This window comes from Cellulosimicrobium sp. SH8 (assembly GCF_025818875.1).
Classification (GTDB): domain Bacteria; phylum Actinomycetota; class Actinomycetes; order Actinomycetales; family Cellulomonadaceae; genus Cellulosimicrobium; species Cellulosimicrobium cellulans_D.
Map to the genome: position 1 here is coordinate 141,918 of NZ_JAMXMH010000008.1, position 24,971 is coordinate 166,888.

The 24,971-nt window shown below is 72.8% G+C and carries 17 protein-coding genes; 10 read left to right on the top strand and 7 right to left on the bottom strand.

Translation table 11 applies throughout. The features are described 5' to 3' along the window. The first annotated feature begins 48 nt into the window (after window positions 1-48). Window positions 49-1,557 (top strand): XRE family transcriptional regulator, encoded by a 1,509-nt coding sequence (locus NF338_RS12620; RefSeq protein WP_264031103.1) that lies wholly within the window; start codon window positions 49-51, stop codon window positions 1,555-1,557. Window positions 1,558-1,640: 83 nt separating this feature from the next. Here NF338_RS12620 and NF338_RS12625 read toward each other — a convergent pair whose 3' ends face one another. Together NF338_RS12625 and NF338_RS12630 are read right to left on the bottom strand one after the other, a co-directional pair. Continuing rightward, window positions 1,641-2,942 (bottom strand): alpha/beta hydrolase, encoded by a 1,302-nt coding sequence (locus NF338_RS12625; protein ID WP_264031189.1) that lies wholly within the window; start codon window positions 2,940-2,942, stop codon window positions 1,641-1,643. 19 nt (window positions 2,943-2,961) lie between these two features. Next, window positions 2,962-3,927, bottom strand: coding sequence for an NAD(P)-dependent alcohol dehydrogenase (locus NF338_RS12630; protein WP_264031104.1), 966 nt, complete (start codon window positions 3,925-3,927; stop codon window positions 2,962-2,964). Between the two features lie 92 nt (window positions 3,928-4,019). On the opposite strand from NF338_RS12630, the gene NF338_RS12635 reads away from it, so the two are divergent. Further along, the gene (locus NF338_RS12635; RefSeq protein ID WP_264031105.1) at window positions 4,020-4,673 is read left to right on the top strand and encodes a maleylpyruvate isomerase N-terminal domain-containing protein; all 654 of its coding nucleotides are present in this window, start codon (window positions 4,020-4,022) and stop codon (window positions 4,671-4,673) included. A 94-nt stretch (window positions 4,674-4,767) separates the two neighbouring features. On the opposite strand, the gene glpK is transcribed toward NF338_RS12635, so the two are convergent. From glpK to NF338_RS12650, 3 genes are all read right to left on the bottom strand, one after another. Beyond that, the gene (glpK, locus tag NF338_RS12640) at window positions 4,768-6,285 is read right to left on the bottom strand and encodes a glycerol kinase GlpK (protein WP_237841811.1); all 1,518 of its coding nucleotides are present in this window, start codon (window positions 6,283-6,285) and stop codon (window positions 4,768-4,770) included. A gap of 140 nt (window positions 6,286-6,425) precedes the next feature. Next, window positions 6,426-7,172, bottom strand: a complete 747-nt coding sequence (locus NF338_RS12645; protein WP_264031106.1) for an MIP/aquaporin family protein — start codon at window positions 7,170-7,172, stop codon at window positions 6,426-6,428. 196 nt (window positions 7,173-7,368) lie between these two features. Next, window positions 7,369-9,117: a glycerol-3-phosphate dehydrogenase/oxidase gene (locus NF338_RS12650; protein ID WP_264031107.1), complete on the bottom strand. Its 1,749-nt coding sequence runs from the start codon at window positions 9,115-9,117 to the stop codon at window positions 7,369-7,371. Window positions 9,118-9,347: 230 nt separating this feature from the next. Here NF338_RS12650 and NF338_RS12655 point away from each other — a divergent pair, with 230 nt between their 5' ends. Both NF338_RS12655 and NF338_RS12660 read left to right on the top strand, forming a co-directional pair. Then, complete coding sequence (locus tag NF338_RS12655) at window positions 9,348-10,298, top strand: sugar-binding transcriptional regulator (protein ID WP_264031108.1); 951 nt, start codon at window positions 9,348-9,350, stop codon at window positions 10,296-10,298. 71 nt (window positions 10,299-10,369) lie between these two features. Beyond that, on the top strand, window positions 10,370-10,954 hold the full coding sequence (locus NF338_RS12660; RefSeq protein WP_264031109.1) for an amino-acid N-acetyltransferase: 585 nt from the start codon (window positions 10,370-10,372) through the stop codon (window positions 10,952-10,954). On the opposite strand, the gene NF338_RS12665 is transcribed toward NF338_RS12660, so the two are convergent. Beyond that, window positions 10,947-11,978 carry a LacI family DNA-binding transcriptional regulator gene (locus NF338_RS12665; RefSeq protein ID WP_264031110.1) on the bottom strand — a complete coding sequence of 344 codons (1,032 nt, stop codon included), beginning with the start codon at window positions 11,976-11,978 and terminating at the stop codon, window positions 10,947-10,949. The genes NF338_RS12660 and NF338_RS12665 overlap by 8 nt on opposite strands. 324 nt (window positions 11,979-12,302) lie before the next feature. Here NF338_RS12665 and NF338_RS12670 point away from each other — a divergent pair, with 324 nt between their 5' ends. The 4 genes from NF338_RS12670 to NF338_RS12685 all read left to right on the top strand — a co-directional run bounded on the left by NF338_RS12670 (window position 12,303) and on the right by NF338_RS12685 (window position 17,754). Next, window positions 12,303-13,619 carry an ABC transporter substrate-binding protein gene (locus NF338_RS12670; RefSeq protein WP_264031111.1) on the top strand — a complete coding sequence of 439 codons (1,317 nt, stop codon included), beginning with the start codon at window positions 12,303-12,305 and terminating at the stop codon, window positions 13,617-13,619. Between the two features lie 121 nt (window positions 13,620-13,740). Continuing rightward, window positions 13,741-14,754 carry a carbohydrate ABC transporter permease gene (locus tag NF338_RS12675; protein WP_264031112.1) on the top strand — a complete coding sequence of 338 codons (1,014 nt, stop codon included), beginning with the start codon at window positions 13,741-13,743 and terminating at the stop codon, window positions 14,752-14,754. Between the two features lies 1 nt (window position 14,755). Beyond that, entirely contained in the window at window positions 14,756-15,649 is an 894-nt protein-coding gene (locus tag NF338_RS12680; RefSeq protein ID WP_087471204.1) for a carbohydrate ABC transporter permease, read from the top strand. Window positions 15,650-15,768: 119 nt separating this feature from the next. Continuing rightward, window positions 15,769-17,754: a glycoside hydrolase family 127 protein gene (locus tag NF338_RS12685; RefSeq protein WP_264031113.1), complete on the top strand. Its 1,986-nt coding sequence runs from the start codon at window positions 15,769-15,771 to the stop codon at window positions 17,752-17,754. A gap of 39 nt (window positions 17,755-17,793) precedes the next feature. On the opposite strand, the gene NF338_RS12690 is transcribed toward NF338_RS12685, so the two are convergent. Beyond that, window positions 17,794-18,723 (bottom strand): A/G-specific adenine glycosylase, encoded by a 930-nt coding sequence (locus tag NF338_RS12690; protein WP_264031114.1) that lies wholly within the window; start codon window positions 18,721-18,723, stop codon window positions 17,794-17,796. A gap of 197 nt (window positions 18,724-18,920) precedes the next feature. Between NF338_RS12690 and NF338_RS12695 the strand changes: the two genes are divergently transcribed. Next, window positions 18,921-19,667, top strand: coding sequence for a hypothetical protein (locus NF338_RS12695; RefSeq protein ID WP_264031115.1), 747 nt, complete (start codon window positions 18,921-18,923; stop codon window positions 19,665-19,667). A 611-nt stretch (window positions 19,668-20,278) separates the two neighbouring features. After that, window positions 20,279-24,931, top strand: coding sequence for a discoidin domain-containing protein (locus tag NF338_RS12700; RefSeq protein WP_264031116.1), 4,653 nt, complete (start codon window positions 20,279-20,281; stop codon window positions 24,929-24,931). Window positions 24,932-24,971: the final 40 nt, after the last annotated feature.

Here is a 24,971-nt window from a genome sequence, read left to right on the forward strand (position 1 = left end):
CAACCAGATGGCTGTGAAGAATCGTTGATCTTGACATATCGTCAAGCCATGGCTACTTCACCGCCTCTGGAGACCCCGGGCGGACCGCACCGCGGTGGGGCCCGGGAGGTGACACCGCCCGGGCCGCAGGCGGACCTCATCACCCTCGGTCGCCGCCTGCGCCACTTCCGCACGACCCGCGGCCTCACGCTCGACGCGCTCGGAGCGGCGGTCGGGACCGCCCCCAGCCTGCTGTCGATGATCGAGAACGGGCGTCGCGAGCCGCGCCTGTCGCTCCTGCAGCACCTCGCCCAGGCGCTCGACGTCCCGCTGACGGACCTGCTCACCGACGAGCCGCCGTCGCGCCGCGCCGCCCTGGAGATCGCGCTGGACCGCGCGCAGCGGGGGCCGCTGTTCGCCGGGCTGGGCCTGCCGTCGGTGAAGGCGAGCCAGAAGCTCCCGCTGCCCGTCCTCGAGAACCTCGTCGGCCTGCACGCCGAGCTCCAGCGCCGCGCGACCGAGGCCGTCGCGACCCCCGAGGAAGCGCGTCGCGCCAACACGGAGCTGCGCCTCGAACGGCAGGGGCGGGACAACTACTACCCGGAGATCGAGGAGCTCGCCGAGGACATGGCGCGCGCGGCCGGGTACACGGTCGGCGCGCTCACGCACCGGACCGTCGCGCGCATGGCCGAGCAGCTCGGCTTCACCATCTGGCACGTCGACGACCTGCCGCACTCGACCCGCACCGTCACCGACCTGGAGAACGGGCGCATCTACCTGCCGCCCGCGTCCATCCCCGGCGGCCACGGGCTGCGCTCGCTCGCGCTCCAGGCGATCGCACACCGGGTCCTCGGGCACGAGCGGCCGCGCTCGTACGCGGAGTTCCTGCGCCAGCGCGTCGAGATCACCTACTTCGCGGCGTGCTGCCTCATCCCGCAGTCCGCAGCGGTCGAGTTCCTCGAGCGGCGCAAGCGCGAGAAGGACCTCGCGGTCGAGGACCTCCGCGACGCGTTCGGCGTGACGCACGAGGCCGCGGCGCAGCGCTTCACCAACCTCGCGACCGTGCACCTCGGCATCCCGCTGCACTTCCTGCGCGTCGGGGACGACGGCGCCCTGTTCCGCGGCTACGAGAACGACGGCCTGCCCCTGCCCGCCGACGTGACGGGCGCGATCGAGGGCCAGATGGTCTGCCGCAGGTGGGCCGTCCGGGAAGCGTTCACGCGGCGCGACCGCGCGCAGGAGTCGTACCAGTACACCGACACCCCCGCCGGGACGTTCTGGTGCTCGACCCAGACCGGCACGACGACGACCGGCCAGTTCTCGATCGCCGTCGGCGTGCCGTTCGCGTCGGCCAAGTGGTTCCGCGGCCGCGACACGACCGTGCGGCGTCAGTCGTCGTGCCCGGACGAGCAGTGCTGCCGCCGTCCCGCCGCCGACGCGGCGACGCGCTGGGAGGACGCCTCCTGGCCGAGCGCCCGCATGCACCAGCACGTGCTCTCCGCGCTCCCGTCCGGCGCGTTCCCGGGCGTCGACGCGACAGAGGTCTACGCGTTCCTGGCCAAGCACGCCCCGTCGTGACCCTCTCACCTGCTGTGGGCGTGAAATGGGCCTGGTTGAAGCGCTTCAGCCGAGCCCATTTCACGCCCACAGCAGACGGAGGGTCACGTGGGGAGGGGGCCGCCTCGGGCGGCTAGACGGTCTTGCAGGCGGGTCAGGACGTCGCCCGTGCGGAGGCCGTCGTGCTCGAACTCGTTGGTCACCCACGTGCGGACGTTGCCCACATGCGCGGCGGTCTCGAGCGACAGGCCGACGTCGACGAACATGTCGTCGAAGTACACCGCCGCCTCGACGGGCACCTCGTTGCGGGCGAGCACGTCGAGGTCGTACAGGTCGCCCCAGTCCTCGCGCGCAGCGAGCGCCTCCGCCGCGGGGCGGAAGGGACGCAGCGCCGCGACCTCGTCGAACATCCAGGGGTAGATCATCTCGCCCGTGAGCAGCGGCGGCCGGGCCGCCGGGTCGAACGCGGGGTCCTCGGCACGCACCGCCTCGGCTGCCCAAGCCGTGGGTCCGGTGCCGGACTGCGCGTAGATCGACTCGTGCAGGACGGCGTAGAGCGGGTTGGTGCGGAACGACGTCGCCGCGGCGACCTCGGCGAGGAACGTGTCGGTGAGCTCGTCGGGCGCGTCGGCGTCGAACGCCTCGTCGACGGCCCAGTGGATCCGCTCGGGTCCCGGCTTCATGCCGAGGTCCATGCCGAGCGACTGGAGCCGGCGGACGGAGAGCACGTCGCCGTCGGGCAGGCGCACGTCGCCCACGGCCAGGCGGTCCGCGGCGTGCGCGAGCCGGGCCGCGTCGTCGGGGTAGCGCTCGCGGTAGGAGGCGTTCTTCGCGACGACGCGCGGCTGGGTGCGGCGGTAGACCTCGCGCGCGTCCGCCGTCAGGCCCGGCAGGCCGCCCGTCACGTAGCACGCGTCGAGGGCCTCGGGCGCCCGGGACAGGTAGGTCATGGTGAGGAACCCGCCGTACGACTGCCCGAGCGACGACCAGCGCCTGCCGCCGTAGACCGTGCGCCGCACGTGCTCCGCGTCGGCGACGATCGCGTCGGCGCGGAAGTGCGACAGGTAGTCGGCCTGGGCGGCGCCCGTCCCGCGGGCCGCGAGCGCCGCGCCGCGCACGGCCGACGAGCGCCCGGTGCCCCGCTGGTCGAGCAGCACGACGCGGTGGGTCTCGAGCGCCGTGCCGACCCAGCCGTCGGGGCCGGTGGGGCGCGGTCCCTTGCCGCCCGGGCCGCCCTGGAGGAAGACGAGCAGCGGCAGGTCCTCGCGGCGGCGCACCGGGTCGACGAGCTCGCGCACGAACACGGTCAGGCGGCGCGGGTCGGTGTCGTCGCCCCAGACGAGCGGCACCGCGAGCTCGCGGTCGGTGACGTGGATCCCGGGGACGGTGTAGCTGGTCTCGCGCACGACGCTCACGCGCACCACCCTAGCCAGCGGCGTCGCCCACGGTGACGACGACCTTCCCGAGGGCGCGTCCCTCACCGTGCAGCGTGAGCGCGGCGGGCACGTCCGCGAAGGGGAACGTGCGGTCGACGTGGATCTCGACGTCGCCCGCGGCACACAGGTCGGCGAGCGGCGCGAAGTGGCGCGGGCCCTGCCGCACGAAGAGCACGCCGAGCCGTGCCCCGGTCAGAGCGCCCAGGACGGGCCCGACGGTGAGCATGCGGAGCAGCGTCCGCAGGGTTCCCCCGACCATGAGGCACCGGCCACGTCGGGCGAGCGCGCGGCGGTAGGCGAACACCGACCGGTGCGCGACGAGGTCGACCACGAGGTCGTACGGGCCGGTCCGCGTGAAGTCGGTCCGCCGATAGTCGATCACGTCGTGCGCGCCCAGCCGTCTGAGGAAGTCGAGCTTGCCCGCGTTGTCCACCGCGGTGACGTGCAGGCCCCGCGCGACCGCGAGCTGGACCAGGAGGCTCCCGGAACCCCCGCCGGCGCCGTTGACCAGCACGCGAGCCCCCGGCGTCGCCGACGCGAGGGCCTGGAGCGCGATGGAGCCCGCCTGGGGGAGGGCGGACGCCTGGGCGAAGGTCAGCGCCGCCGGCTTGTGCGCCACCGCCGTCTCCGGCATCACCACGTACTCCGCGAACCCGCCCCGGCGCGGGAGGTTGTCGCCGTAGACCTCGTCTCCCGGACGGAAGCGGGTGACGCCGTCCCCGACCGCGACGACGCGACCGGCGACGTCGGACCCCAGGACGTGGGTGCGCGGCGCGCGGAGACCGTCGAGCCGGGCGTAGCCCGGGCTGCCCCGCAGCGCCTCCCAGTCCGACAGGTTCACGGACGTCGCGACGACCTCGACGAGCAGCTCTCCCCTCGTCGGCGCAGGCTGCGGCACGTCACGGAGCCGCAGCTCGTCGACGCCGCCGTACCGCTCGTAGACCCACGCCCGCACGCGACCACCGTAGGGAATCCCGCGGGCGGGAGCGAGCGCGGCGGCGCAGGAACGTGCTGGTCCGGTCGGGTCCGCGGGGCTACCGTGCCGAGATGCTCCTCTTCACCCGGGCGGTGACCGCCCTGCAGGACGCCGTGGATGCGCTTGCCGACGAGGACTGGGAGCGGCCGTCGGGCTGCACCGGCTGGCTGGTGCGCGACCTCGTGTGCCACCTGACCATCGGCGCGCAGGACGTCCTCATCACCCTCGTGACCCCGGAGGACGCGGAGCCGACCGTCGACGCGGTCGCGTACTGGCGTGCGGGCGACGCGGATGAGCACCCCGACCCTCACGGTCGCCTCGTGGCGCGGCTGGCGGCGGCGTACGGGCCGCCGGGCGCGCTACGGCACCACGTGGACGACCTCCTCGCTGCCGCGGGCCGGGCAGCCGAGCTCGCGGACCCGGAGGCGCGCGTCGGGACGCAGGGCGAGACCCTCACCGTCCGCGACCTCCTCGACGCGTACGTCCTGGAGTGGACCGTGCACCACCTCGACCTCGTCGCGCACCTGCCTGCCGCCGCCGGACCACCCGCGGCGACGCTCGCGGCGTCGCGCACGATGGTCGAGGCCCTCCTGGGTGCGCCGGTCCCGCCGTCCCTCGCCGACCCGGACGCGCTGCGCGTCGTGACGGGACGGCGCGCCCCCACGGCCGCGGAGCGCGCCGCCCTGGGCCCCGTGGCCGCGCGCCTCCCGATGAGCCTCGGCTGACTGCGACACCGGGGAGGACGACGGAGGGGCGGTGCGCACCCGGCGCTCCGCCCCTCCCCACGTGTCGCGTCCCGCGCGGGACGCGACGACGGGTCTACTGCTCGACGTCCTCGTCCACCCACTCGAACGTCTTGGTCACGGCCTTCTTCCAGTTCCGGTAGAGGCGCTCGCGCTCGGAGTCGTCCATCGACGGGCTCCACCGCTTGTCCTCGGCCCAGTTGTCGATGACGTCCTGCTCGCCCTTCCAGAACCCGACGGCGATGCCCGCGGCGTACGCGGCGCCGAGCGCCGTGGTCTCGGCGACCTTGGGGCGCACGACGTCCACGCCGAGCTGGTCGGCCTGGAACTGCATGAGCAGCTCGTTGGCGACCATGCCGCCGTCGACGCGCAGCTCGGTGAGGTCGACGCCGGAGTCGGCGTTCATCGCGTCGAGCACCTCGCGCGTCTGGTACGCGGTCGCCTCGAGCGCTGCGCGCGCGATGTGGTTGCGGTTGACGTACCGCGTGAGGCCGACGAGCGCGCCGCGCGCGTCCGAGCGCCAGTACGGGGCGAAGAGTCCGGAGAAGGCGGGCACGAAGTACGCGCCGCCGTTGTCCTCGACCTTGCCGGCGAGCCACTCGACGTCGGGCGCGTCCTCGAACATGCCGAGGTTGTCGCGGAGCCACTGGATGAGCGAGCCCGTGACGGCGATCGATCCCTCGAGCGCGTAGCGGACGGGCTGGTCGCCGATCTTGTAGCAGACGGTCGTGAGCAGGCCGTTCTGGCTCATGACCTTCTCGGTACCCGTGTTGAGCAGCATGAAGTTGCCCGTGCCGTACGTGTTCTTGGCCTGCCCGACCTCGAAGCACGCCTGGCCGAACGTCGCCGCCTGCTGGTCGCCGAGGATGCCCGCGATCGGGACGCCGGGGAGCAGGCCCTGCTGGCGGCCGTGCCCGTAGACCTCGGAGGAGGACTTGATCTCGGGGAGCATGGACAGCGGGATGCCCATGTCCGCCGCGATGTCCTCGCGCCAGGAGAGCGTGTCGAGGTCCATGAGCATGGTGCGCGACGCGTTGGTCACGTCGGTGACGTGCACGCCGCCGTTGACGCCGCCCGTGAGGTTCCACAGCGTCCACGTGTCGGTGTTGCCGAACAGCAGGTCGCCGGCCTCGGCCTTCTCGCGTGCACCCTCGACGTTGTCGAGGATCCACTTGACCTTGGGGCCGGAGAAGTAGGTCGCGAGCGGGAGACCCACGATCGACTTGTACTTCTCGGGACCGTCGGAGCCGCCCAGCTCGTCGACGATCTTCTGGGTGCGGGTGTCCTGCCAGACGATCGCGTTGTAGACCGGCTTGCCCGTGGTCTTGTCCCACACGACCGCGGTCTCGCGCTGGTTGGTGATGCCGACCGCCGCGATGTCGTTGTGCGTCACGTTGGCGCGGGTGAGCGCGAGGCCCACGGCCTCGCGGACGTTGTTCCAGATCTGCTCCGGGTTGTGCTCCACCCACCCTGCGCGCGGGAAGATCTGGTCGTGCTCGAGCTGGCCGGTGGAGACGATCTCCCCGGAGTGGTTGAAGACGATGGCCCGGGAGCTCGTGGTCCCCTGGTCGATGGCGAGAACGTAGTCGGCCATGGTGCGTTCAGTCCTTCACGTCGGTGTGGGTTCGGGTTGCGTGGTGGGTGCCCGGCCGCCCGACGGCGGCGGGTCGCGTGACCGGGGAGGCCCCCGGCTCCCCGGTCACGCGGGGGAGATGGTCCTGGCGTCGTGGCGGGTCAGACCCAGGCCGCCCCGAGCAGGCCGGCGAGCACGCCGCCGACCAGCGGACCGGCGACGGGGACCCAGGAGTAGGCCCAGTCGCTGGAGCCCTTGCCGCGGATCGGCAGCAGCGCGTGCGCGATGCGGGGGCCGAGGTCGCGGGCAGGGTTGATGGCGTACCCGGTGGGACCACCGAGGCTGGCGCCGATGCCGACCACGATGAGCGCGACGGCGAGCGGCCCGAGGCCGGACGGCGTCTTGCCGGACGCCACGACGAAGAACACGAGCACGAAGGTCGCCAGGACCTCCGTGACGAAGTTCCACGCGTAGGAGCGGATCTCGGGGCCGGTGGAGAAGACGGCGAGCTTGGTCGCGCCCGGGGCGTCCTCGTCGAAGTGCTTCTTGTACGCCAGGAACGCGAGCACGGCACCGATGAAGGCACCGATCATCTGCGCGCCCCAGTACATGAACATGTTGCCCACGGTGGGCTCGATCGTCGCCGTCACGAGTCCTTCCGGACCGGTGACGGAGTAGAACGGCTCTTGAGCCGTGTAGAGGCCGATCGTCACGGCGGGGTTGAGGTGCGCGCCCGACTTGAAGGCGACGTACACGCCGGCGAAGACCGCGAGGCCCCATCCGAAGTTGATGAGGAGCCAGCCGCCGTTGAAGCCCTTGGTCCTCGGCAGGATGACGTTCGCGACGACGCCCGCACCGAGGAGGATCAGGGTCGCCGTGCCGAGGATCTCGGACCAGAAGGCGTTCATGAGGAGTTGATCCATCGTGCTCTCTCTTTCGTGGTGGACTTCTCTGTCTCAACCGTCCCGGCGCGCCTGAGCGCCGGGTCCTCGGGTCGGCCCGCCGACGGCGTGTGCGCCCCGTGAGGTCGGTGTGCGAGGGCCGGTCGGGCGCCGTCCCCTGCCGGACGGCGCCCGAGGCGCGCTCGCGAGCGGTGTTCTGCTGTCAGGTGGTGCGGAGCGGCTGCAGGGGCGACACGTCGTCGACCTCCAGCCGGGTGCGCTCGGCGGAGGCGTCGTCGGGCTCCTGCTCGGCGGCGGCCTCCGCGTTCGCGCGGTCGGTGTAGCTGGCGATCTCGGCGGCGCGGGTCGCGTCGTCCCACCCGAGGAGCTCGGCGACGAGGTCGGCGATCTCGGGAAGCGCGGCGAGGCCGCGGTCGGCGACCTCGTAGTTGAGCCGGGTGCGGTGCAGGAGCAGGTCCTCGAGGTGCAGGGCACCCTCGTGGGAGACGCCGTACGCGATCTCGGCGCGCAGGTACGCGGGCGCGTGCTCCAGCGGCTTCGCGAGGTCCGGACGGGCCTCGCACAGCTCGACGATCTCGCGGAGGTTGGACCCGTACCGGTGCAGCAGGTGGTCGACGAGCGCGGGCGTCCAGCCGTAGCGCGAGGCCCACGGCCGCGCCTGCCGCCGGACGGCGTCGAGGCCGACGGCGCCCAGGAGCGGGATCTTCTGCGTGATCGACGGCAGGGCGCTCGCGCGCTGACCGATCGCGAAGTCGACGGCGTCCTTGGCCATCACGCGGTAGGTCGTGAGCTTGCCGCCGGCGATGACGGTCAGCCCCGGGGTCGGGGAGGCGACGGTGTGCTCGCGCGAGACCTTCGCGGAGCTGGTGCCCTCCTTGGTGCCCGGCTGCAGGAGCGGGCGGAGCCCCGCGTACGTGCCGATGATGTCGTCGCGCGTGAGCGGGTGCGCGAGCACCGCGTTCGCGTGGTCGAGCACGTAGTCGATGTCGGCCGACGTCGCGACAGGGTGCTGGAAGTCCTGCTCCCACGGGGTGTCCGTGGTGCCGATGATCCAGTAGCGCGACCACGGGATGATGAACAGCACCGACTTCTCGGTCTGCAGGATCAGCCCGACCTGGCCCTTGATGCGCTCGCGCGGGACGACGATGTGCACGCCCTTGGACGCGAGGACCCGCAGCCCGCCCTCGCTGCCGGCGAGCGCCTCGGTGTCCTCGGTCCAGACGCCGGTCGCGTTGATGACGGCGCGGGCCCGGACGGTGATCTCGGCCCCGGTCTCGAGGTCCTGGAGCACGGCGCCGTTCACCGCGCCCGTCGACCCCTTGGTGAGGGAGACGACCTGGGTGCGCGAGGCGGCGTGCGCGCCGTAGGACGCGGCCGTGCGCACGAGCGTGGTGACCAGGCGCGCGTCGTCGACGGAGGCGTCCCAGTACTGCACGGCGCCGATGGCGGCGTCGTGGGCGAGGTCCGGGAACTTCTTCTCCATGCGGCTGCGCGAGAGGTGCCGGTGGATCGGCATGGCGCGCTTGCCGGGGGCGAGGCTCGCGAGCGTGTCGTAGAGCGCGATGCCCGCGCCCACGTAGGCGCGCTCCCACACGCGGTGCTCGAGCGGGTAGAGGAACGGGACGGGCCGCACGAGGTGCGGGGCGATGTCCTTGAGCAGGAGGTCGCGCTCGGTGAGCGCCTCCTTGACGAGGTGGAAGTCGAGCATCTGCAGGTAGCGCAGGCCGCCGTGGACGAGCTTGCTCGACCGGCTCGAGGTCCCGGCCGCCCAGTCCTGCGCCTCGACGATCGCCGTCGACAGCCCGCGCGTCACGGCGTCGAGCGCGATCCCCGCGCCCGTGACGCCGCCGCCGATCACGAGGACGTCGAGCTCCGCGTCAGGGGTCGTGCTGGCCTCGAGCGCGGCGAGCGCCTGCCGGCGCGACTCCGCGGTGAGTCTCGTGGATGCCATCCGTCTTCCTCTCTCGTCCCTCGGTGCTGCGGGCACGCCGCGGGACGATGCGCCCACGGTGCGCTCACAGCGACGGTCCCACGCCCGACCAGGGTGCGCGAGCGGTAACCGTCGTGCGCGCGCCGGGGTCCCGGCGCGATGGCACGCCCTCCAGACCACCACGCCCCGAACGGACGCGCAACCGTGGTGCACGAACGTGCAGAATGGAGGTCGAGCGGAGGGAGAGCGACATGGTGGACCGGGAGCAGGACGTCCTGCGGGCGGCGTCGATGTACTACCTGCAGGACATGAAGATGGAGGCCATCGCCAAGCACCTGCACACGTCGCGGTCGACCGTGTCGCGGCTCGTGAAGCGGGCCCGGGACACGGGGCTGGTCGAGATCTCGCTGCGGCCCGCGCGGAGCCGCGGCCCGGGGCTGGGCCAGCACCTCGCGAGCACGTGGGGGATCGACGCGTACGTCGTCCCGGTGCCGGACCAGGCCCCGCAGGTCGAGCGGCTGGAGCAGGTCGCCCTGACGACCGCGCGCCTGCTGTCGACGTGGTTCGACTCCGACATGATCCTCGGCATCGCGTGGGGGACGACGCTCTCGGCCATCTCCCGGCACCTGCCGCGCAAGCCGACGCGGGGGAGCGCCGTCGTCCAGCTCAACGGCGCGGCCAACACGCGCACGTCGGGCGTGCACTACGCGGGCGACCTCATCGCGGGCTTCGGCACCGCGTTCGACGCGCACGTGCACCATTTCCCAGTGCCCGCGTTCTTCGACTACGCCGAGACCAAGCGGGCGATGTGGCGCGAGCGGTCGGTGCGGCGCGTGCTCGACGTGCAGCACCGGGCGGACATCGCGCTCTTCTCCGTCGGGGCCGTCGCGGGCGGCGTGCCGTCCCACGTGTACTCGGCGGGATATCTCGAGCCGGACGACATCGCGGTCCTCGACGCCGAGGGGGTCGTCGGCGACGTCTGCACGGTGTTCCTGCGCGCGGACGGCACCTACCGCGACATCGCGCTCAACGAGCGGGCGACGGGGCCCGGACCTGACGAGCTGCGCCGCGTCCCCCGGCGCGTGTGCGCCGTGGCGGGCGACAACAAGGTGGCGCCGCTGCGCGCGGCCCTGCGCGCCGGCGTCGTCACGGACCTCGTCGTGGACGAGATCACGGCGTCCCGCCTGGTCGGAGGCGGGTGAGCGGGTCCGCGCACGTATGCGCTCGACTGCATGAATATACAAACCCGGTCGGATCCGCGTACAGTGACGCGGTGCCCACGACCTCCGCCGTCCGCGTCCGTCCCGCCCTGCCCGCGGACGTGCGCGCGGTGCGCGCGCTCGTGCAGCCGTACGCGGAGGCGCGGATCCTCCTGGCCAAGGAGATGGTCGGGTACTACGAGGCCGTGCAGGAGTTCGTCGTCGCCGAGGTGGAGCCGGGTGCCACCGGCGAGCCCGACGGCGGGGGCGCACCGCTCGTCGTCGGGTGCGGCGCGCTGCACGTCATGTGGGACGACCTCGCCGAGATCCGCACCCTCGCCGTCGACCCCGCGTGGCGCGGGCACCGCGTGGGGCACGCGCTCGTCGTCGAGCTCCTGGCGCGGGCGCGCGCGCTCGGGCTCCGCCGGGTCTTCTGCCTGACGTTCGAGGTCGACTTCTTCCGGGCGCACGGCTTCCGAGCGATCGAGGGGACCCCCGTCTCGCACGAGGTGTACGCCGAGCTCCTGCGCTCGCACGACGACGGCGTCGCCGAGTTCCTCGACCTCGCGCGCGTGAAGCCCAACACGCTCGGCAACACGCGCATGCTGCTCGACCTCGACGACCTCGACGGCGGCGCCGCGGACGCGTCGCTCAGCTGATCGGCACCGTCGAGGCGCGCGTCACGACGCGGCACGGGAGCTCTTCGGCACCCGGGCGCACGGTGCCGTCGATCGCGGCGAAGAGCCGCTGCGCGGCGACGCGCCCGAGCCGCTCGAGGTTCATGTCGACGCTCGTGAGCTGGGGGCGCGCGTTGGTCGTCAGCACCTCCCAGTTGTCGAACCCGATGACCGACACCTCGCCGGGCACGTCGCGGCCCAGCTCGCGCAGCGCGTCGAGCACGCCGCGCGCGATCTGGTCGGAGCCGCAGAAGAAGGCGTCGACGTCGCCGTGCTGCTCGACGATCATGCGTGCCGCCCCGCGGCCCCACCCTTCGCTCCACGAGCCGAAGTAGGTCTGGCCGCCCACGAGCTCCAGGCCGGCGGCCGCGACCGCGGCCTGGGCGCCCGCGGCGCGGTCCTGCGCGGCCTTGTAGGCGGGGTCGCCCGAGACGTGGGCGACGCGTCGGCGCCCGCACGAGAGCAGGTGCTCGACGGCGAGGCGTCCCGCCCCGACGTTGTCCGCCGTGATCGAGACGTCCGAGGGGTCCTCGGAGGGCGCGTACGCGTAGACGACGGGGACGGGGATGTCCGCGCTGAGCGGCGGCCGCGGGTCGGTGCGCGAGCCGACGACGATGAGCCCGTCGACACGCCGCGACAGCAGGGCGCGCACGTGGTGCTGCTCGCGGATGGCGTCGCCCCGCGCGTCGCACAGGAAGACCGACACGCGGCCCGCGCCGAACGCGTCCTCGGCGCCCATGAGGACGGGGATCGAGAAGCGTCCCTCGAGGTCGCTCGTGAGCAGCCCGACCGTACCGGTGCGGCCCTTGAGCAGCCCGCGCGCGAGCGCGTTGGGCGCGAAGGACAGCCGCTCGGCGGCCTCCAGGACGCGCAGGCGCGTCTCCGCCTTGACCTGGTCGCGCCCGTTGATCGCCTTGGACGCGGTCGCGATGGACACGCCCGCGAGGCGTGCGACGTCGGTGAGGGTCGCCGCGCGCGGCGTGGCGCTCCCGCTCTGGGTCGTCATGAGGCCGTTCCCCCTCCTGCCGGTGCGCTGCGCCGCGCCCTCGACGATCGAGCCGTGATCGAACTGTAACCCGCTGCCCTGCTTGACGAGACTACCGCGCTGCCATACATTCAGAAAACCTTTTCGGTTAGTTTCGGTGCTGGCGACGTCGCGAGCACGTGGCTCAGGGATGACGCCAGGACATCGAACACTAGCCGCCTGAGGGGAGGGTCGGCTACGTGGAGCGCGCTGCAGCGCGACACGGAGACCGAAAACGTGTTCGCCCCCAGCGCGGGCACGGGGCACAGGTGCAACGGCTCGAAGACGAGTACGAGGAGACACGAGATGAAGAACCACCGCGGGGCCTCGTGGAAGAGGTCCGTGGCCACGACGACGCTCGCCGGCCTCGTCGCGCTCGGGCTCGCCGCGTGCGGCGGGTCCGGATCCGGCGGCGACGACGACGCGACGGGCGGGACGGGAGAGGGCGGCGTCGAGGGGGTCGACGACGGCAGCACGCTCACGCTGTGGACGCGCGCGCCGCTCGAGAAGCAGGCGAAGCTGCTCGTGGACGCGTACAACGCGAGCCACGAGAACCAGGTCGAGCTCACGATCGTCCCCAACGACGACTACGTCGCGAAGGTCGGGGCCGCCGCGGGCAGCGGCGGGCTGCCGGACCTGTTCGCGGCCGACATCGTGTACGTGCCGAACTGGGTCGAGCAGGGTCTCTACCAGGACGTCACCGACCGCATCGACCAGCTCGACTTCGCGGACCAGATCAACCAGGGCCACCTCGAGGCCGGCACGTACGAGGACGAGGAGTACGTCCTCCCGTTCGTGCTCGACATCTCGGTCCTCTTCTACAACAAGGACCTCTACGAGCAGGCCGGCCTCGACCCGGAGGCCGGGCCGACGTCGCTCGAGGAGTTCGCCGAGCAGGCGAAGGCGGTCGACGCGCTCGGCGGCGGCGTCGACGGCACCTTCTTCGGCGGCAACTGCGGCGGGTGCCTCGTGTTCACGTGGTTCCCGTCGGTCTGGGCCGCGGACGAGGACGTGCTCAGCGCGGACGGCACCGAGTCGCTCCTCGCGAGCGACACCGCGCAGGACGTCTACGCCGTGTACAAGGACCTCGTCGACTCCGACGCCGTGGGCGCCGGCACGCGGGACGAGACCGGCGCGACCTGGGTCGCCCCCTTCCAGGAGGGCAAGATCGGCGTCATGCCGTACCCGGCGACGCTCCTGTCGACGGCGGACGAGACGGTGGACGTCGGCGTCGCACCCATCCCGGGGCCGGGCGGCGGCGAGTCGACGTTCGTCGGCGGCGACGGCATCGGCATCTCCAAGGACAGCGAGCAGTCCGACCAGGCATGGAACTTCCTCTCCTGGATGATGTCCGAGGACGCCCAGGTCGAGGTGCTCGCCAAGAACGGCGACGTCGTCTCGCGCGCCGACCTGGTCGACAACGAGTACTCGTCGGCCGACCCGCGCGTCGTGACGATCAACGAGATCGCGAGCAAGGGCCGCACGCCCGTCGCCCGCAACTTCCAGCAGGCGTTCAACGCGCCGAACAGCCCGTGGCTCACGCTCGTGCGCAACGCGGTGTTCGGCGACGCCTCGAGCATCGAGCCGGACAACGAGGAGATCACCGCGGTCCTCTCGCAGTGACCGGTCCGGCGTGATCGCCCCGAGCGACCACCACCGCGTGACCACAGCGCCCGCCGCCGCGCCCACCCGTGCGGCGGCGGGCCGGGTCCGGCTTCCCTCGCCCTGTTCCAGGAGACCTCTCATGTCCGTGCAGTCCGCGTCCTCGACGCCGCCCTCGCCCGCGCCGCACGGCGCGGCGTCGCCGGGCCCCGCCGCGAGCGACCACCGACCGCCCCGCGGCACCCTGGCCGCGAGCGCCGTCCGGCGCCGCCGTCGGCCGGGGCGCTCGCAGGCCGCCCGCGGGTGGGCCTACGCCGCACCCACCGCGGTGTTCGTGCTCGTGTTCTTCGTCCTCCCCGTCCTGCTCGTCGGCCAGATGTCGGTGTCCGACTGGCCGCTGCTCGCCGGCAACCGGGGCCCCAACTTCCCCGACAACTTCCGCGACGCCGTCGACAACCGGTTCTTCTGGGACTCGATCGTCTTCACGCTGAAGTACACCGTGATCGCGACCGTGCTCCTCATCGCCCTGGGGCTCGGCTTCGCGCTCCTGGTGCAGGAGTCGAGCCGGTGGAAGAGCTTCCTGCGCACGTCGATCCTCGTGCCGAGCGCGCTGGGTCTCGCGTCCGCGTCGCTGCTCTTCTACGCGCTGTACTCGCCGCAGGTCGGGCCGATCTCCCCGCTCCTGGAGCGGCTGGGGATCGTCGACGAGCCGGTGTCGTTCCTCGGCTCGCCCGAGGGGGCGCTGTGGTCGACGGTCTTCCTCATCGTCTGGCGCTTCGCCGGGTTCTACATGCTCCTGCTCATGGTGGGGCTGCAGGGGATCCCGCACGAGGTCTACGAGGCCGCTCGCATGGACGGCGCGAACCGCTGGCAGACGTTCGGGCGCGTGACGCTCCCGCTGCTGCGCCCGTCGCTCGCGCTGTGCACGATCATGTGCGTCACCGGCTCGCTGCTCGCGTTCGACCAGTTCTACATCCTCACCAAGGGCGGTCCGGACAACAGCACGATCACCGTGGTCCAGCTCATCTACAACATCGCCTTCCAGGGCCAGAACGACCTGGGCGTGGCCGCCGCGCTGTCGATCATCGTGCTCGCCGCCCTCGTGCTCATCAACGTCGCGCAGGTCCGTGGCATGCGCGCACCCGAGGAGAAGTGACATGACCGTCACCGCACCCGCTCCCGCACCCGCGGCGCGACCCGCTCCCACCGGCCGGCCGGCCCCGCGCGCCCGCATCGCCGGCGTCCTCACCCGTACCCCGTACTGGGTGCTCACCGGGGGCCTCGCCATCGTCTTCCTCTTCCCGCTGATCTGGGCGGGCGTCGCCTCGGTCTCGCCGCAGCCCGGCAGCAACCAGGTCGACGGCTGGGGCTTCGGGAACTACGTCACCCTGGCGAACTACCAGGCCGGCATCGGGCAGTACCTCCTGAACTCCGTGGTCGTGTCCGGGCTCACGGTGCTCTTCACGCTCGGGGTGTCGCTGCTCGGCGGCTTCGCGTTCGCGCGGTTCCGCTTCCCCGGCCGCGACGTGCTGTTCCTCGTGACGCTCGCGATCCTCATGGTCCCGTACGCGACGCTGCTCATCCCGCTCTACGTGCTCCTCAACACCATCGGGCTGCAGAACTCGCTGCTCGGCCTCGCGCTGGTGCTCACGATGTTCCAGCTCCCGTTCGCGACGTTCATGATGCGCATCGCGTTCGAGTCGGTGCCGCGCGAGCTGGACGAGGCCGCGATGGTCGACGGGTGCTCGTCGTTCGGCGCGCTGTGGCGGGTCCTGCTGCCGGCGGTGAAGCCGGGGCTCATCACCGTCGGGCTGTTCGCGTTCCTCGCCGCGTGGAACGACTTCGTGGCACCTCTGATCCTCATCACCGACTCGACGAAGGCGCCCCTGCCGCTCGCCGTGGCGAACATGCGCCAGCAGGTCATGGGCATCGTCGACTACGGCGCTACCCAGGCGGGCGTCGTCGTCCTCGCGGCCCCGTGCATCGTCCTGTTCCTGCTCCTGCAGCGCCACTACGTGCGCGGCTTCATGTCCGGGGCGCTGAAGGGATGACGACCCACGCCCCCGACCCGACCCCCGTCCGACCGACCGACCCCACGACGCCCGGCGTCGTCCCACCACGACGACCCGACGAACCACGAGGCGACGCCGTCGCCTCCGGAGGTGCTGCCATGACCACGACCCCGACCGTGCCCCGGACGACGGGGACCGGCGCCCGCCCCACGGACGGGGGACGGCCGGTCGTCCCCGCGACCGGGCGGCTGCAGCCGCTCGGGCTGGCGCAGGTGCGCATCACGGGCGGGTTCTGGGCCGAGCGCCAGGAGGTGAACCGTGCCGCGACCCTCGCGCACATCGAGCACTGGCTCGAGGCCGAGGGCTGGCTGCCGAACTTCGACGCCGTCGTGCGCGGCGACGTCGCGGCGACCCGCCGCGGCCGGGAGTTCAGCGACTCCGAGGTGTACAAGCTGCTGGAGGCGATGGCGTGGGAGCTCGGCCGCCGCCCCGACGACGACCTCGAGCGTCGCTTCGCCGCGATCGTGCGGCGCGTCGCGGCGGCGCAGGCGCCGGACGGCTACCTCTGCACGCGGTTCGGCAGCCCCGGTCAGGACGCCCGGTACACGGACCTCGAGTGGGGCCACGAGCTGTACGTCCAGGGGCACCTCCTGCAGGCCGCCGTCGCGCGGGCCCGCACCGGCCACCCTGAGGACCTGCTGGTCGAGGTCGCGCGGCGGTCGGCGGACCACGTGTGCGAGACGTTCGGGCCCGACGGCATCCAGGGGGTGTGCGGGCACGCCGAGGTCGAGGTGGCGCTCGCGGAGCTCGGCCGGGCGCTCGACGAGCCCCGGTACGTGCGGCAGGCGGCGCTGTTCGTCGAGCGCCGCGGGCACGGGACCCTCGCGGACATCGAGTGGGGCCGCGCGTACTACCAGGACGACGTCCCGGTGCGCGAGGCCACGGTCTTCCGCGGTCACGCCGTGCGCGCCAACTACCTCGCCGCGGGTGCGATCGACGTCGCCGTCGAGACGGGCGACGACGAGCTCGTGGCCGCGGTCGCGCGGCAGTGGGAGCGGACGCAGGCCGCGCGCACCTACGTCACGGGCGGGCAGGGCTCGCACCACCAGGACGAGGCGTTCGGCGACGACTTCGTGCTCCCGCCCGACCGCGCGTACTCGGAGACCTGTGCGTCGATCGGCTCGGTCATGGTGGCGTGGCGCCTCCTGCTCGCGCAGGGCGACCCGCGCTACGCCGACGTCGTCGAGCGCACGCTCTTCAACGTCGTCGCGACGTCGCCCGCGCACGACGGCCGGGCCTTCTACTACGCGAACACGCTGCACCAGCGCGTCCCGGGCGAGCCCGCCGCCCCGGACCAGGTGAGCAAGCGCGCCGAGTCGTCGCTGCGAGCGCCGTGGTTCGAGGTGTCGTGCTGCCCGCCCAACGTCGCGCGCACGTTCGCCAGCCTCGCGGGGTATCTCGCGACGGTCGACGACGGGGGCGTGCAGCTCCACCAGTACGCGCCGAGCGAGGTCCGTGCGACGCTGCCGTCGGGCGAGCCGGTCGCGCTCGACGTCGAGACCGGCTACCCCGCGGACGGGCGCGTGCGCGTGCGCGTCGTGGAGGCGCCCGAGCGCTGGGCGCTCACGTTGCGCGTGCCCGCGTGGTCGGGGTCCGCGCGGCTCGTGGTCGACGACGGCCCGGCCCGCCAGGTGCCCGCCGGGACCGTCGCGGTGCCCGACCTGCGCGCGGGCAGCGTCGTGACGCTCGACCTCGACGTCGCGCCGCGGTTCCTCGTGCCCGACGAGCGCGTGGACGCCGTGCGCGGGTGCGTCGCCGTCCAGCGCGGTCCCGAGGTCCTGTGCGTGGAGTCCGTCGACCTGCCGGACGGGCGCGACGTCGCCGACCTGCGCGTCGACGTGGCCGTGCCCCCGCGCGAGGAGGACGGGCGCGTCGTCGTGCGCGGGCTGCTCGTGGACCCGGCGACGGCCCCGTGGCCGTACACGCCGCTCCGGGGCGGCGCGCCCGGGCGGACGGGCGCCGGTCGCGGCGCGGAGCCGGTCGCGACGTCGGCAGAGGTCGCCGTCGACGTCCGGCTCGTGCCGTACCACGACTGGGCCGAGCGTGGCCCGTCGACGATGCGGGTCTGGCTGCCGACCGTCTGACCCGGCGCCGGAGCCGCTCGCCCCGTCGCCCGCGGCGGGTCAGGCGGGGAGCCGGTAGAGGTCGTCGACCTGCTCGACGAGCCCGTCCTCGACGAGGCTCGCGACGCAGCGGTCGAGCTGCGCGGCGTCGTGCCACACGTCGGTCACGACGCCGCGCGGCACCGGTCCCGACGCGTCGCGCAGCACGGCCATGACCCGCCCCCGCACCTGCCGGTCGGTGCCCGCCCAGGCCTGCGTGCGCCGTCGTCCCGCGTGCTCGTCGCCCGGGCGCCCGGCGAGGCGCCACGCGCACGCGTCGCGGACGGGGCAGACGCCGCAGCGCGGCGTCCGGGCCGTGCACACGAGTGCGCCGAGCTCCATCGAGGCGGCGGCCCAGAGCACCGCGTCCGCGTCGTCCGCCGGGGCGAGCGCGGCCGCCGTCGCGCGCTCGGCGGCCGTGTACGACGGCGCGGGCAGTGCGTTCCCCCCGACCGCCCGGGCGAGGACGCGGCGCACGTTCGTGTCGACGACGACGGCCTGCCGGCCGTGCGCGAACGCGGTGACCGCCGCGGCGGTGTACTCGCCGACGCCCGGCAGCGCGCGCAGGGCCTTCTCGCCGTGCGGGACCTGGCCGCCGTGCCGCTCGACGACCGCACGGGCGCACTCCTGCAGGCGCAGCGCGCGGCGGGGGTAGCCGAGGCGGCCCCACGCGCGCAGCACGTCCGCGGTGGGCGCCGCCGCCAGGTCCGCGGGCTCCGGCCAACGCTCCATCCACGCGCGCCACGCGGGCTCGACCCGGACCACCGGCGTCTGCTGGAGCATGACCTCGCTCACGAGGACGCCCCACGCGGTGCGGTCCGCGGCGCGCCAGGGCAGGTCGCGCGCGGTCGCGCCGAACCAGCGCCCGACGGCGTCGCGCAGGTCGGCGTGCGGGTCCGGCCCCGGCGCGGTGACGGGAGGTCGGGCCGGGCGCGCGGCCGGGGCGGTCATGACGGCGGTCGTCCCTCTCGGTCGTCGGTGGGCCCCGCGCCGTCGTGCCGGCCGGCGCTCGTGCCGTGGAGGGCGCCGACGGTCGGGGGAGGGACCCATTCTGCCCCGACCTGGGCGGTCGTCGGCGCGGCAGCACCGGGCCGGGCCCCGGTCGCCGCTACCGTGGTCGCGACCAGCACCTGCACGACGGAGGACCCGTGAGCACGCCGCGGACCGACCGCGCCCCGAGGCCGGGCGCCAGCCCCCGCAGCGGGCCGGGCGACCGGCCCACGCGCGGGGCCCTGCTCCGACGCCGCCTCGTCGCGCTCGCGCTGCTCGTCGGCCTCGTGGTCGGTCTCGTCCTGCTCGGGCAGGTCGTCGTGCGAGCGGTCCAGCCGCTGCTCGCCGGCGACGAGACGGCGCAGGAGGGCAAGTCCGCGCCGCCCACCCCGGAGGCCGCCGGCCCGCCCCAGGACTGCACGGCCGCGTCCCTCGAGCTCGGCCTGACGGCGAGCGCGGCGGAGTACGAGCCCGGCCGTGCCGTCCAGCTCACCGTGACGCTCCGTCAGTCGAGCGGCCGGCCCTGCCTCGTCGACGGCTCCGACGCCGGGCGCCAGGTGCTCGTCTACTCCGGCGAGGAGCTCGTCTGGTCGTCGGCCGACTGCGGCACCACGGAGCGGCTGCTGCTCATGAGCACCGGTGACGAGGACCCCTCGAAGCTCGTGCGCTGGGACCGGCACCGCTCGGCCGAGGGCTGCGCGCCCGACCAGCCGGAGGTCGGACCGGGCACGTACACCGCGGTCCTGAGCATCGCGGGCGTCGACGGTGCGACGAGCGAGCCCGTGACGTTCACCCTGCTCGAGCCGCCCCCGCCGACGCCGGACCCGGCGGACGCCACCACGCCGCCCGCCGACGGGACCGTCCCGCCCGCCGACGGGACGGCGCCGCCCGCCGACGGCGCCTGACCGTCCGTCGCGGTCTCCGGCCACGGCTCCGGGCTGCGGGGTCGCCGCGCGCCGCGTCCGTGCCCTGGCCGCCGCTGCGGTCGGGCGCCGAGCGTGACCCCGCACGCCCCCTCCCGTCGAGGGGGCACGTCCTACCGCTCCGCGTGCCTTCGTTGAAGGAAAGCGATGGACAGGTCATTTCGGTAGCGCCGTGGCTGCGGAATCGTCCGTGGGCGTGAGATTGCGTCGCACCTCGCGAGAATGGCGTTATCGCAACGAGAAGGCGCCGCTCGCGGCGTCGCAGGAGGGCCGAGGGGCGGGGCAAAGTCGAGACCGAAAACCATTGCGGTCGACCTCTCGTGGCTGGTTGACTGGCTCGCGTCTGGCGACCTCACCGCGGAGGGTGCCCGGGGCTCACGGCCCCGGGTGCGAGAGCTCCGGGGTGCGGCGCGAGCCGGCACGACGATCAGGGTCCCGCGTCCCGCAGCGGGGCGGGCGGACGAGGCAGTCCGCCCGTGCGAGGCGAGGCCCGTCGTCGTCCCGAAACCTGTTTTCCGGTTCCCGATGGAGAGGACTTGGTGATGTCGGGGAGAGCGTTGAGAAGGGTCGTCGCGTCGGCGATGACAGGTGCGATGGCCGTGACCGGCGTCGCGCTGGCACCGGGGGCGCAGGCCGACGTGGTGCCGGGCAACGAGAGCGACGTCGGCGTGTACACCGACGGCACGACCGACTCGATGGACATCGGTGACCCGGTCTACTCGAACCTGGACCAGGTCGCCGCGGCGCTGGAGCCCGGGGTCCCGTGGACCGCGGGCTCGATGCACGGGTCGATCTTCGAGAAGGACCGCGCGGCGGGCGGCACGGACTACTACCTGGACCGCGTTCTCGGGGTGAGCGGGACGTCGGGCAACAACGTGCTGCAGACGCGCGGCCGCTCGCTGTACCTGCGGGGCAACAGCAACTGGGCGGTCATGGGCTTCGCGGGCTCCGCGTTCGCGGGCGGGCCCAACAACCTGGGCAACCTCTACACCGTGACCGTCCCGGGGCAGACGATCACCGAGGTCGGGGCGCAGCGCTTCAACGCGCCGAGCCACGCGAAGGCGCGGTACACGGTCGGGACGACGGGCGTCACGGCCGACCTCAAGAAGCTCATCACGTACGACAACGTGGCGCTGTCGGCGATCACGTTCACCAACCCCGGCGCGAGCGACGTGACGTTCACGGTGCGCGCGGCGTCTCCGCTGGCGACCACGTCGACGGACGCGGCCGACGAGCTCACCGGGACGCGGACCCTGACGAGCGGCGCGAACAACGGGCTCGTCGACACCCCGTGGTCCGACGTCACGGTCGGTCTCAAGGCGCCCGGGTTCGAGCGCGTGGGCACGAACCTCGACCGCGAGGTGACCGTCCCGGCGGGCGGGTCGGTCGACCTGTCCGTCCTCGGCGTGCTGTCCAGCGACACGCTCCCCGAGTCGGTCGAGAGCTTCCACGAGTACGCCGCGCTGTCGCCCGCGGACGCTTTCCGCACCGGCGTGACGGAGTTCAACCGGCAGTGGGCGCAGGACATCCCGTACCTGGACGTGCCCGACGCCGCGATCGAGAAGGCGATCGTGTACCGCTGGTGGGGCGAGCGGTACAACAGCCTCGACGCGAACGAGCCGGGCTACGTCTACCAGTACCCGACGACGATCGAGGGCGTGAACCTCTACCAGAACTCGGTGGCGCTCACGCAGCCCATGCACCTGCAGGACACCAAGTGGATCCGCAACCCGTACCTCGGGTACGGCCAGATCCTCAACATCGGTGAGCTGTCCGGGTCGTCGGCGTTCCTCGACAGCCCGGGCCACACGAGCTGGAACAACCACTACTCGCAGTACCTCGGCACCGCGGGCCTCGAGGCGTACAACGTGCACGGCGGCGGTCCGGCGGTCGCCGAGCGCTTCGCGACGTACTTCGAGGGCGACGGCGTCGGCCAGCTCGAGCACTACGACGGCAACGACGACAAGCTCATCGCCTACGACACCAACTACATGCCCGGCAACGACGCCGACGCGATCAGCTTCGGCTACCCCAAGGTGAACGCCGGGGCACCAGGCGCGCGGACGATCGAGCGCCCGGAGTCCGCGTACGTGTGGGGCGCGTTCGACGCCGCCCGCCAGCTCTACGCGATGGCGGGGGCCGACCCGGCGAAGGTCGCCGAGATGGGAACAGCGGCCGACGAGATCCGGGACGCGATCCTCGGCCGGCTGTGGAGCGAGGAGACGCGCATGTTCCTCGCGGGCACGTCGCACGGCGCGACGTCGGGCGGGAACCAGAACCCGCTCAGCGCCGCCGAGCGCGACCTCATCCCGGCGAAGGAGTCGAACCTCTACGACGTCTACGCCGAGAACCTCATCCCGTTCGAGGACGCCGACCAGTACGTCGACGGCTTCCGCTTCCTGCGGTACGGCGACAACTTCCCGATCTTCCCGTTCTACACGGCCAACCAGTACGACCGGGCGAAGTTCGGGATCGGCGGCTCGAACAACTTCTCCAACATCAACTTCACGGTCCAGTACCGCGGCGTGCGGTCCGCGCTGCGGCACTACGACCCCGACCACACGTACGTCACGCCCGAGTACGCCGCGAAGCTCCTCGACTGGATGGCGTGGAGCATCTACCCGAACGGCAACGCGCTGGTCCCGAACCAGGCCGAGTACTACTCGAACTGGAACGCGAGCACGCAGACGTTCAACCGCAACAACCCGAACCACGTGATGCTCGGCAACATGAACTACATCTACGTCGAGGACATGGGCGGCATCCAGCCGCGGTCCGACGACAAGATCGAGCTCTGGCCGATCGACCTCGGGTACGACCACTTCATGGTCAACAACCTGCGGTACCACGGCAAGGACGTCACGATCGTCTGGGACGAGGACGGCTCGCACTACGGGCTCGGCGAGGGCTACAGCCTGTTCGTCGACGGCGAGCGCAAGGCCGCGGCCGACGGTCTCGGCCGGTTCGTGTACGACCCGGCGGCCAACGAGGTCGTCGAGTCCGACGAGGGGCTGGCCGTCGAGGTCGTGGACGACCAGGGCGCCGACCTGCCGACCGCGGTCGACACCCCGATCGAGGACGAGCGCGTCGTGTCCTACCTGAAGACCGCGGGCATCGACCTCACGGAGGACGCGGGCAACCTCGCGCGCGGGGCGGAGCTCTCGTCGTCGGCCACCCAGCAGGGTGTGCGCCCGACGCCGTGGCGCCAGTTCCACACGCCGGGCTGGAGCACGGGCTCGATGAACTACACGCCGGGCGCCGTCCAGGAGACCGAGCGTCCCGTGTCCCTCGACGCGGTCACCGACGGCACGACGGTCAACGAGCCCTATTGGGGCAACTACGGGACCGAGGGCGACACGGGGTACGTGGAGCTCGACCTCGGCGAGCCCACGACGTTCGACAACGTCAAGGTCTGGTTCGTCAGCGACCGGCAGGCGGGCGGGTACCGCGAGCCGGTCCGGTACTCGATCCAGGTGCCTGACGGCTCGGGCGGCTGGACCTCGGTCCCCGACGCGTTCAAGGCCCCGAAGATCCCCGGCCCCAAGTTCAACGAGGCGCTCTTCGAGGCCGTGACGACCGACAAGGTCCGCGTCGCGTTCACGAACACGCCGAGCTACTGGACGGCGATCTCGGAGATCCAGGTCTTCGACTCCGGCCGCGAGGTCCCCGAGGTCGTCAACGACGCCCCGACGGTCACCGTGAACGTCGACCGGTCCAAGGACGGCAACCTGTCCACGACGCTCGTCGGCACCGTGACCGACGACGGCATCCCCGACGACGGCACCCTCACCTCCGGGTGGACGACCGTCGCCGCACCCGACGGCGCGAGCGTCATCTTCGGCGACGCCGACGCCCTGACCACGACGGTGACGGGCACGGTGGCGGGGGAGTACACGTTCCGCCTCACCGCGTCCGACGGCGAGCTCACGACCGAGCGCGACGTCCAGGTCGAGCTGACCGAGAAGGCGACGTCCGCCGAGTTCGGCGCGCTCGCGACGATCACGACGAGCGGGTCGGCGTCGTGGGAGAACCCGCTGCGCGTCAACGAGTCCTCGACGCCCGCGAGCTCCAACCCCGGCGCGGGCAACGGCTGGGGAACCTGGGGCCAGCCCGCGAACGGGACGAGCCCGCAGACGGCGGCCTGGATCCGGTACGCCTGGGAGTCCCCGGTGCTCCTCGCGTCGACCGACCTCTACTGGTACGACGACAACGGCGGGACGCGCACGCCGCGCGCGGACACCTACACCGTCGAGTACTCGCAGGACGGCACCGGCTGGACGCCCGTCACCCTGACCGACGGCTCGACGTACGCGGGCGCGCTCCAGCGCAACACGTACAACCACCTGGAGTTCGAGCCCGTCGAGGCCAGCTACCTCCGCGTGCGGATCACCGGCGTGCAGACCGGCGGTGCCGGCACCGGCGTCCTGCGGTGGCGCGTCAACGGCGACACCGTCGACTCCGTGGCGAGCCCCGTGATCGTCCGGACCGTCACGGGCGAGGTCCCGACGCTCCCCGCGTCGCTCGACGTCGTCTACTCGAGCGGTCGCCGCGGCGCGGTCGACTTCACCTGGCAGCCGATCACGCCGGCCATGGTGGCGGAGACCAACGTCGAGCCGTTCACCGTCTACGGCACGAACACGACCTACGGGCTGATCGCCGAGGCCCAGGTCTACGTACGGCCGGAGAGCTCGACGGGCGGCATCTCGATCCAGGGTGCCGAGCAGTTCGAGCAGAGCGTCGACGTCGGCGAGCAGCCGTGGCTGCCGACCAAGGTCCTCGTCTCGTACAACGACGGCTCGCGCGACAACCAGGCGATCGGCGTCGAGTGGGACTACGACGAGTCCGTCGTCGAGACGCCGGGCGTCTACGTGATCCGGGGCGACCTCGTCCTCCCGGACTACGTGAGCACCGCCGGCACCACGACGACGACGCTCACCCTCACGGTGGGCGACGGCGTCCCGGCGGGCCCGGCGGTCACCGTCACGGCGGAGACCCGCTGCCTCGCCGGCAAGGTCTACGTCGCGGTCCGGGCGCTCAACGACGACGACGTCCCGCTCACCGTCCGACTCGACACCCCGTTCGGGACCAAGACGTTCAACGGCGTCGAGCCCGGCAAGAACGCCTACCAGTCGTTCGCGTCGCGCACGACGTCGGTCGAGGCCGGCGAGGTCACGGTCGTGGCCACCGACGCCGAGGGGAGGTCGACGACCGTCACCGCGCAGTACGACGCCGCCACCTGCGGCTGACCCGCACCCTGGCGCGTCGCACCACGTCTCGCCCCGGTCC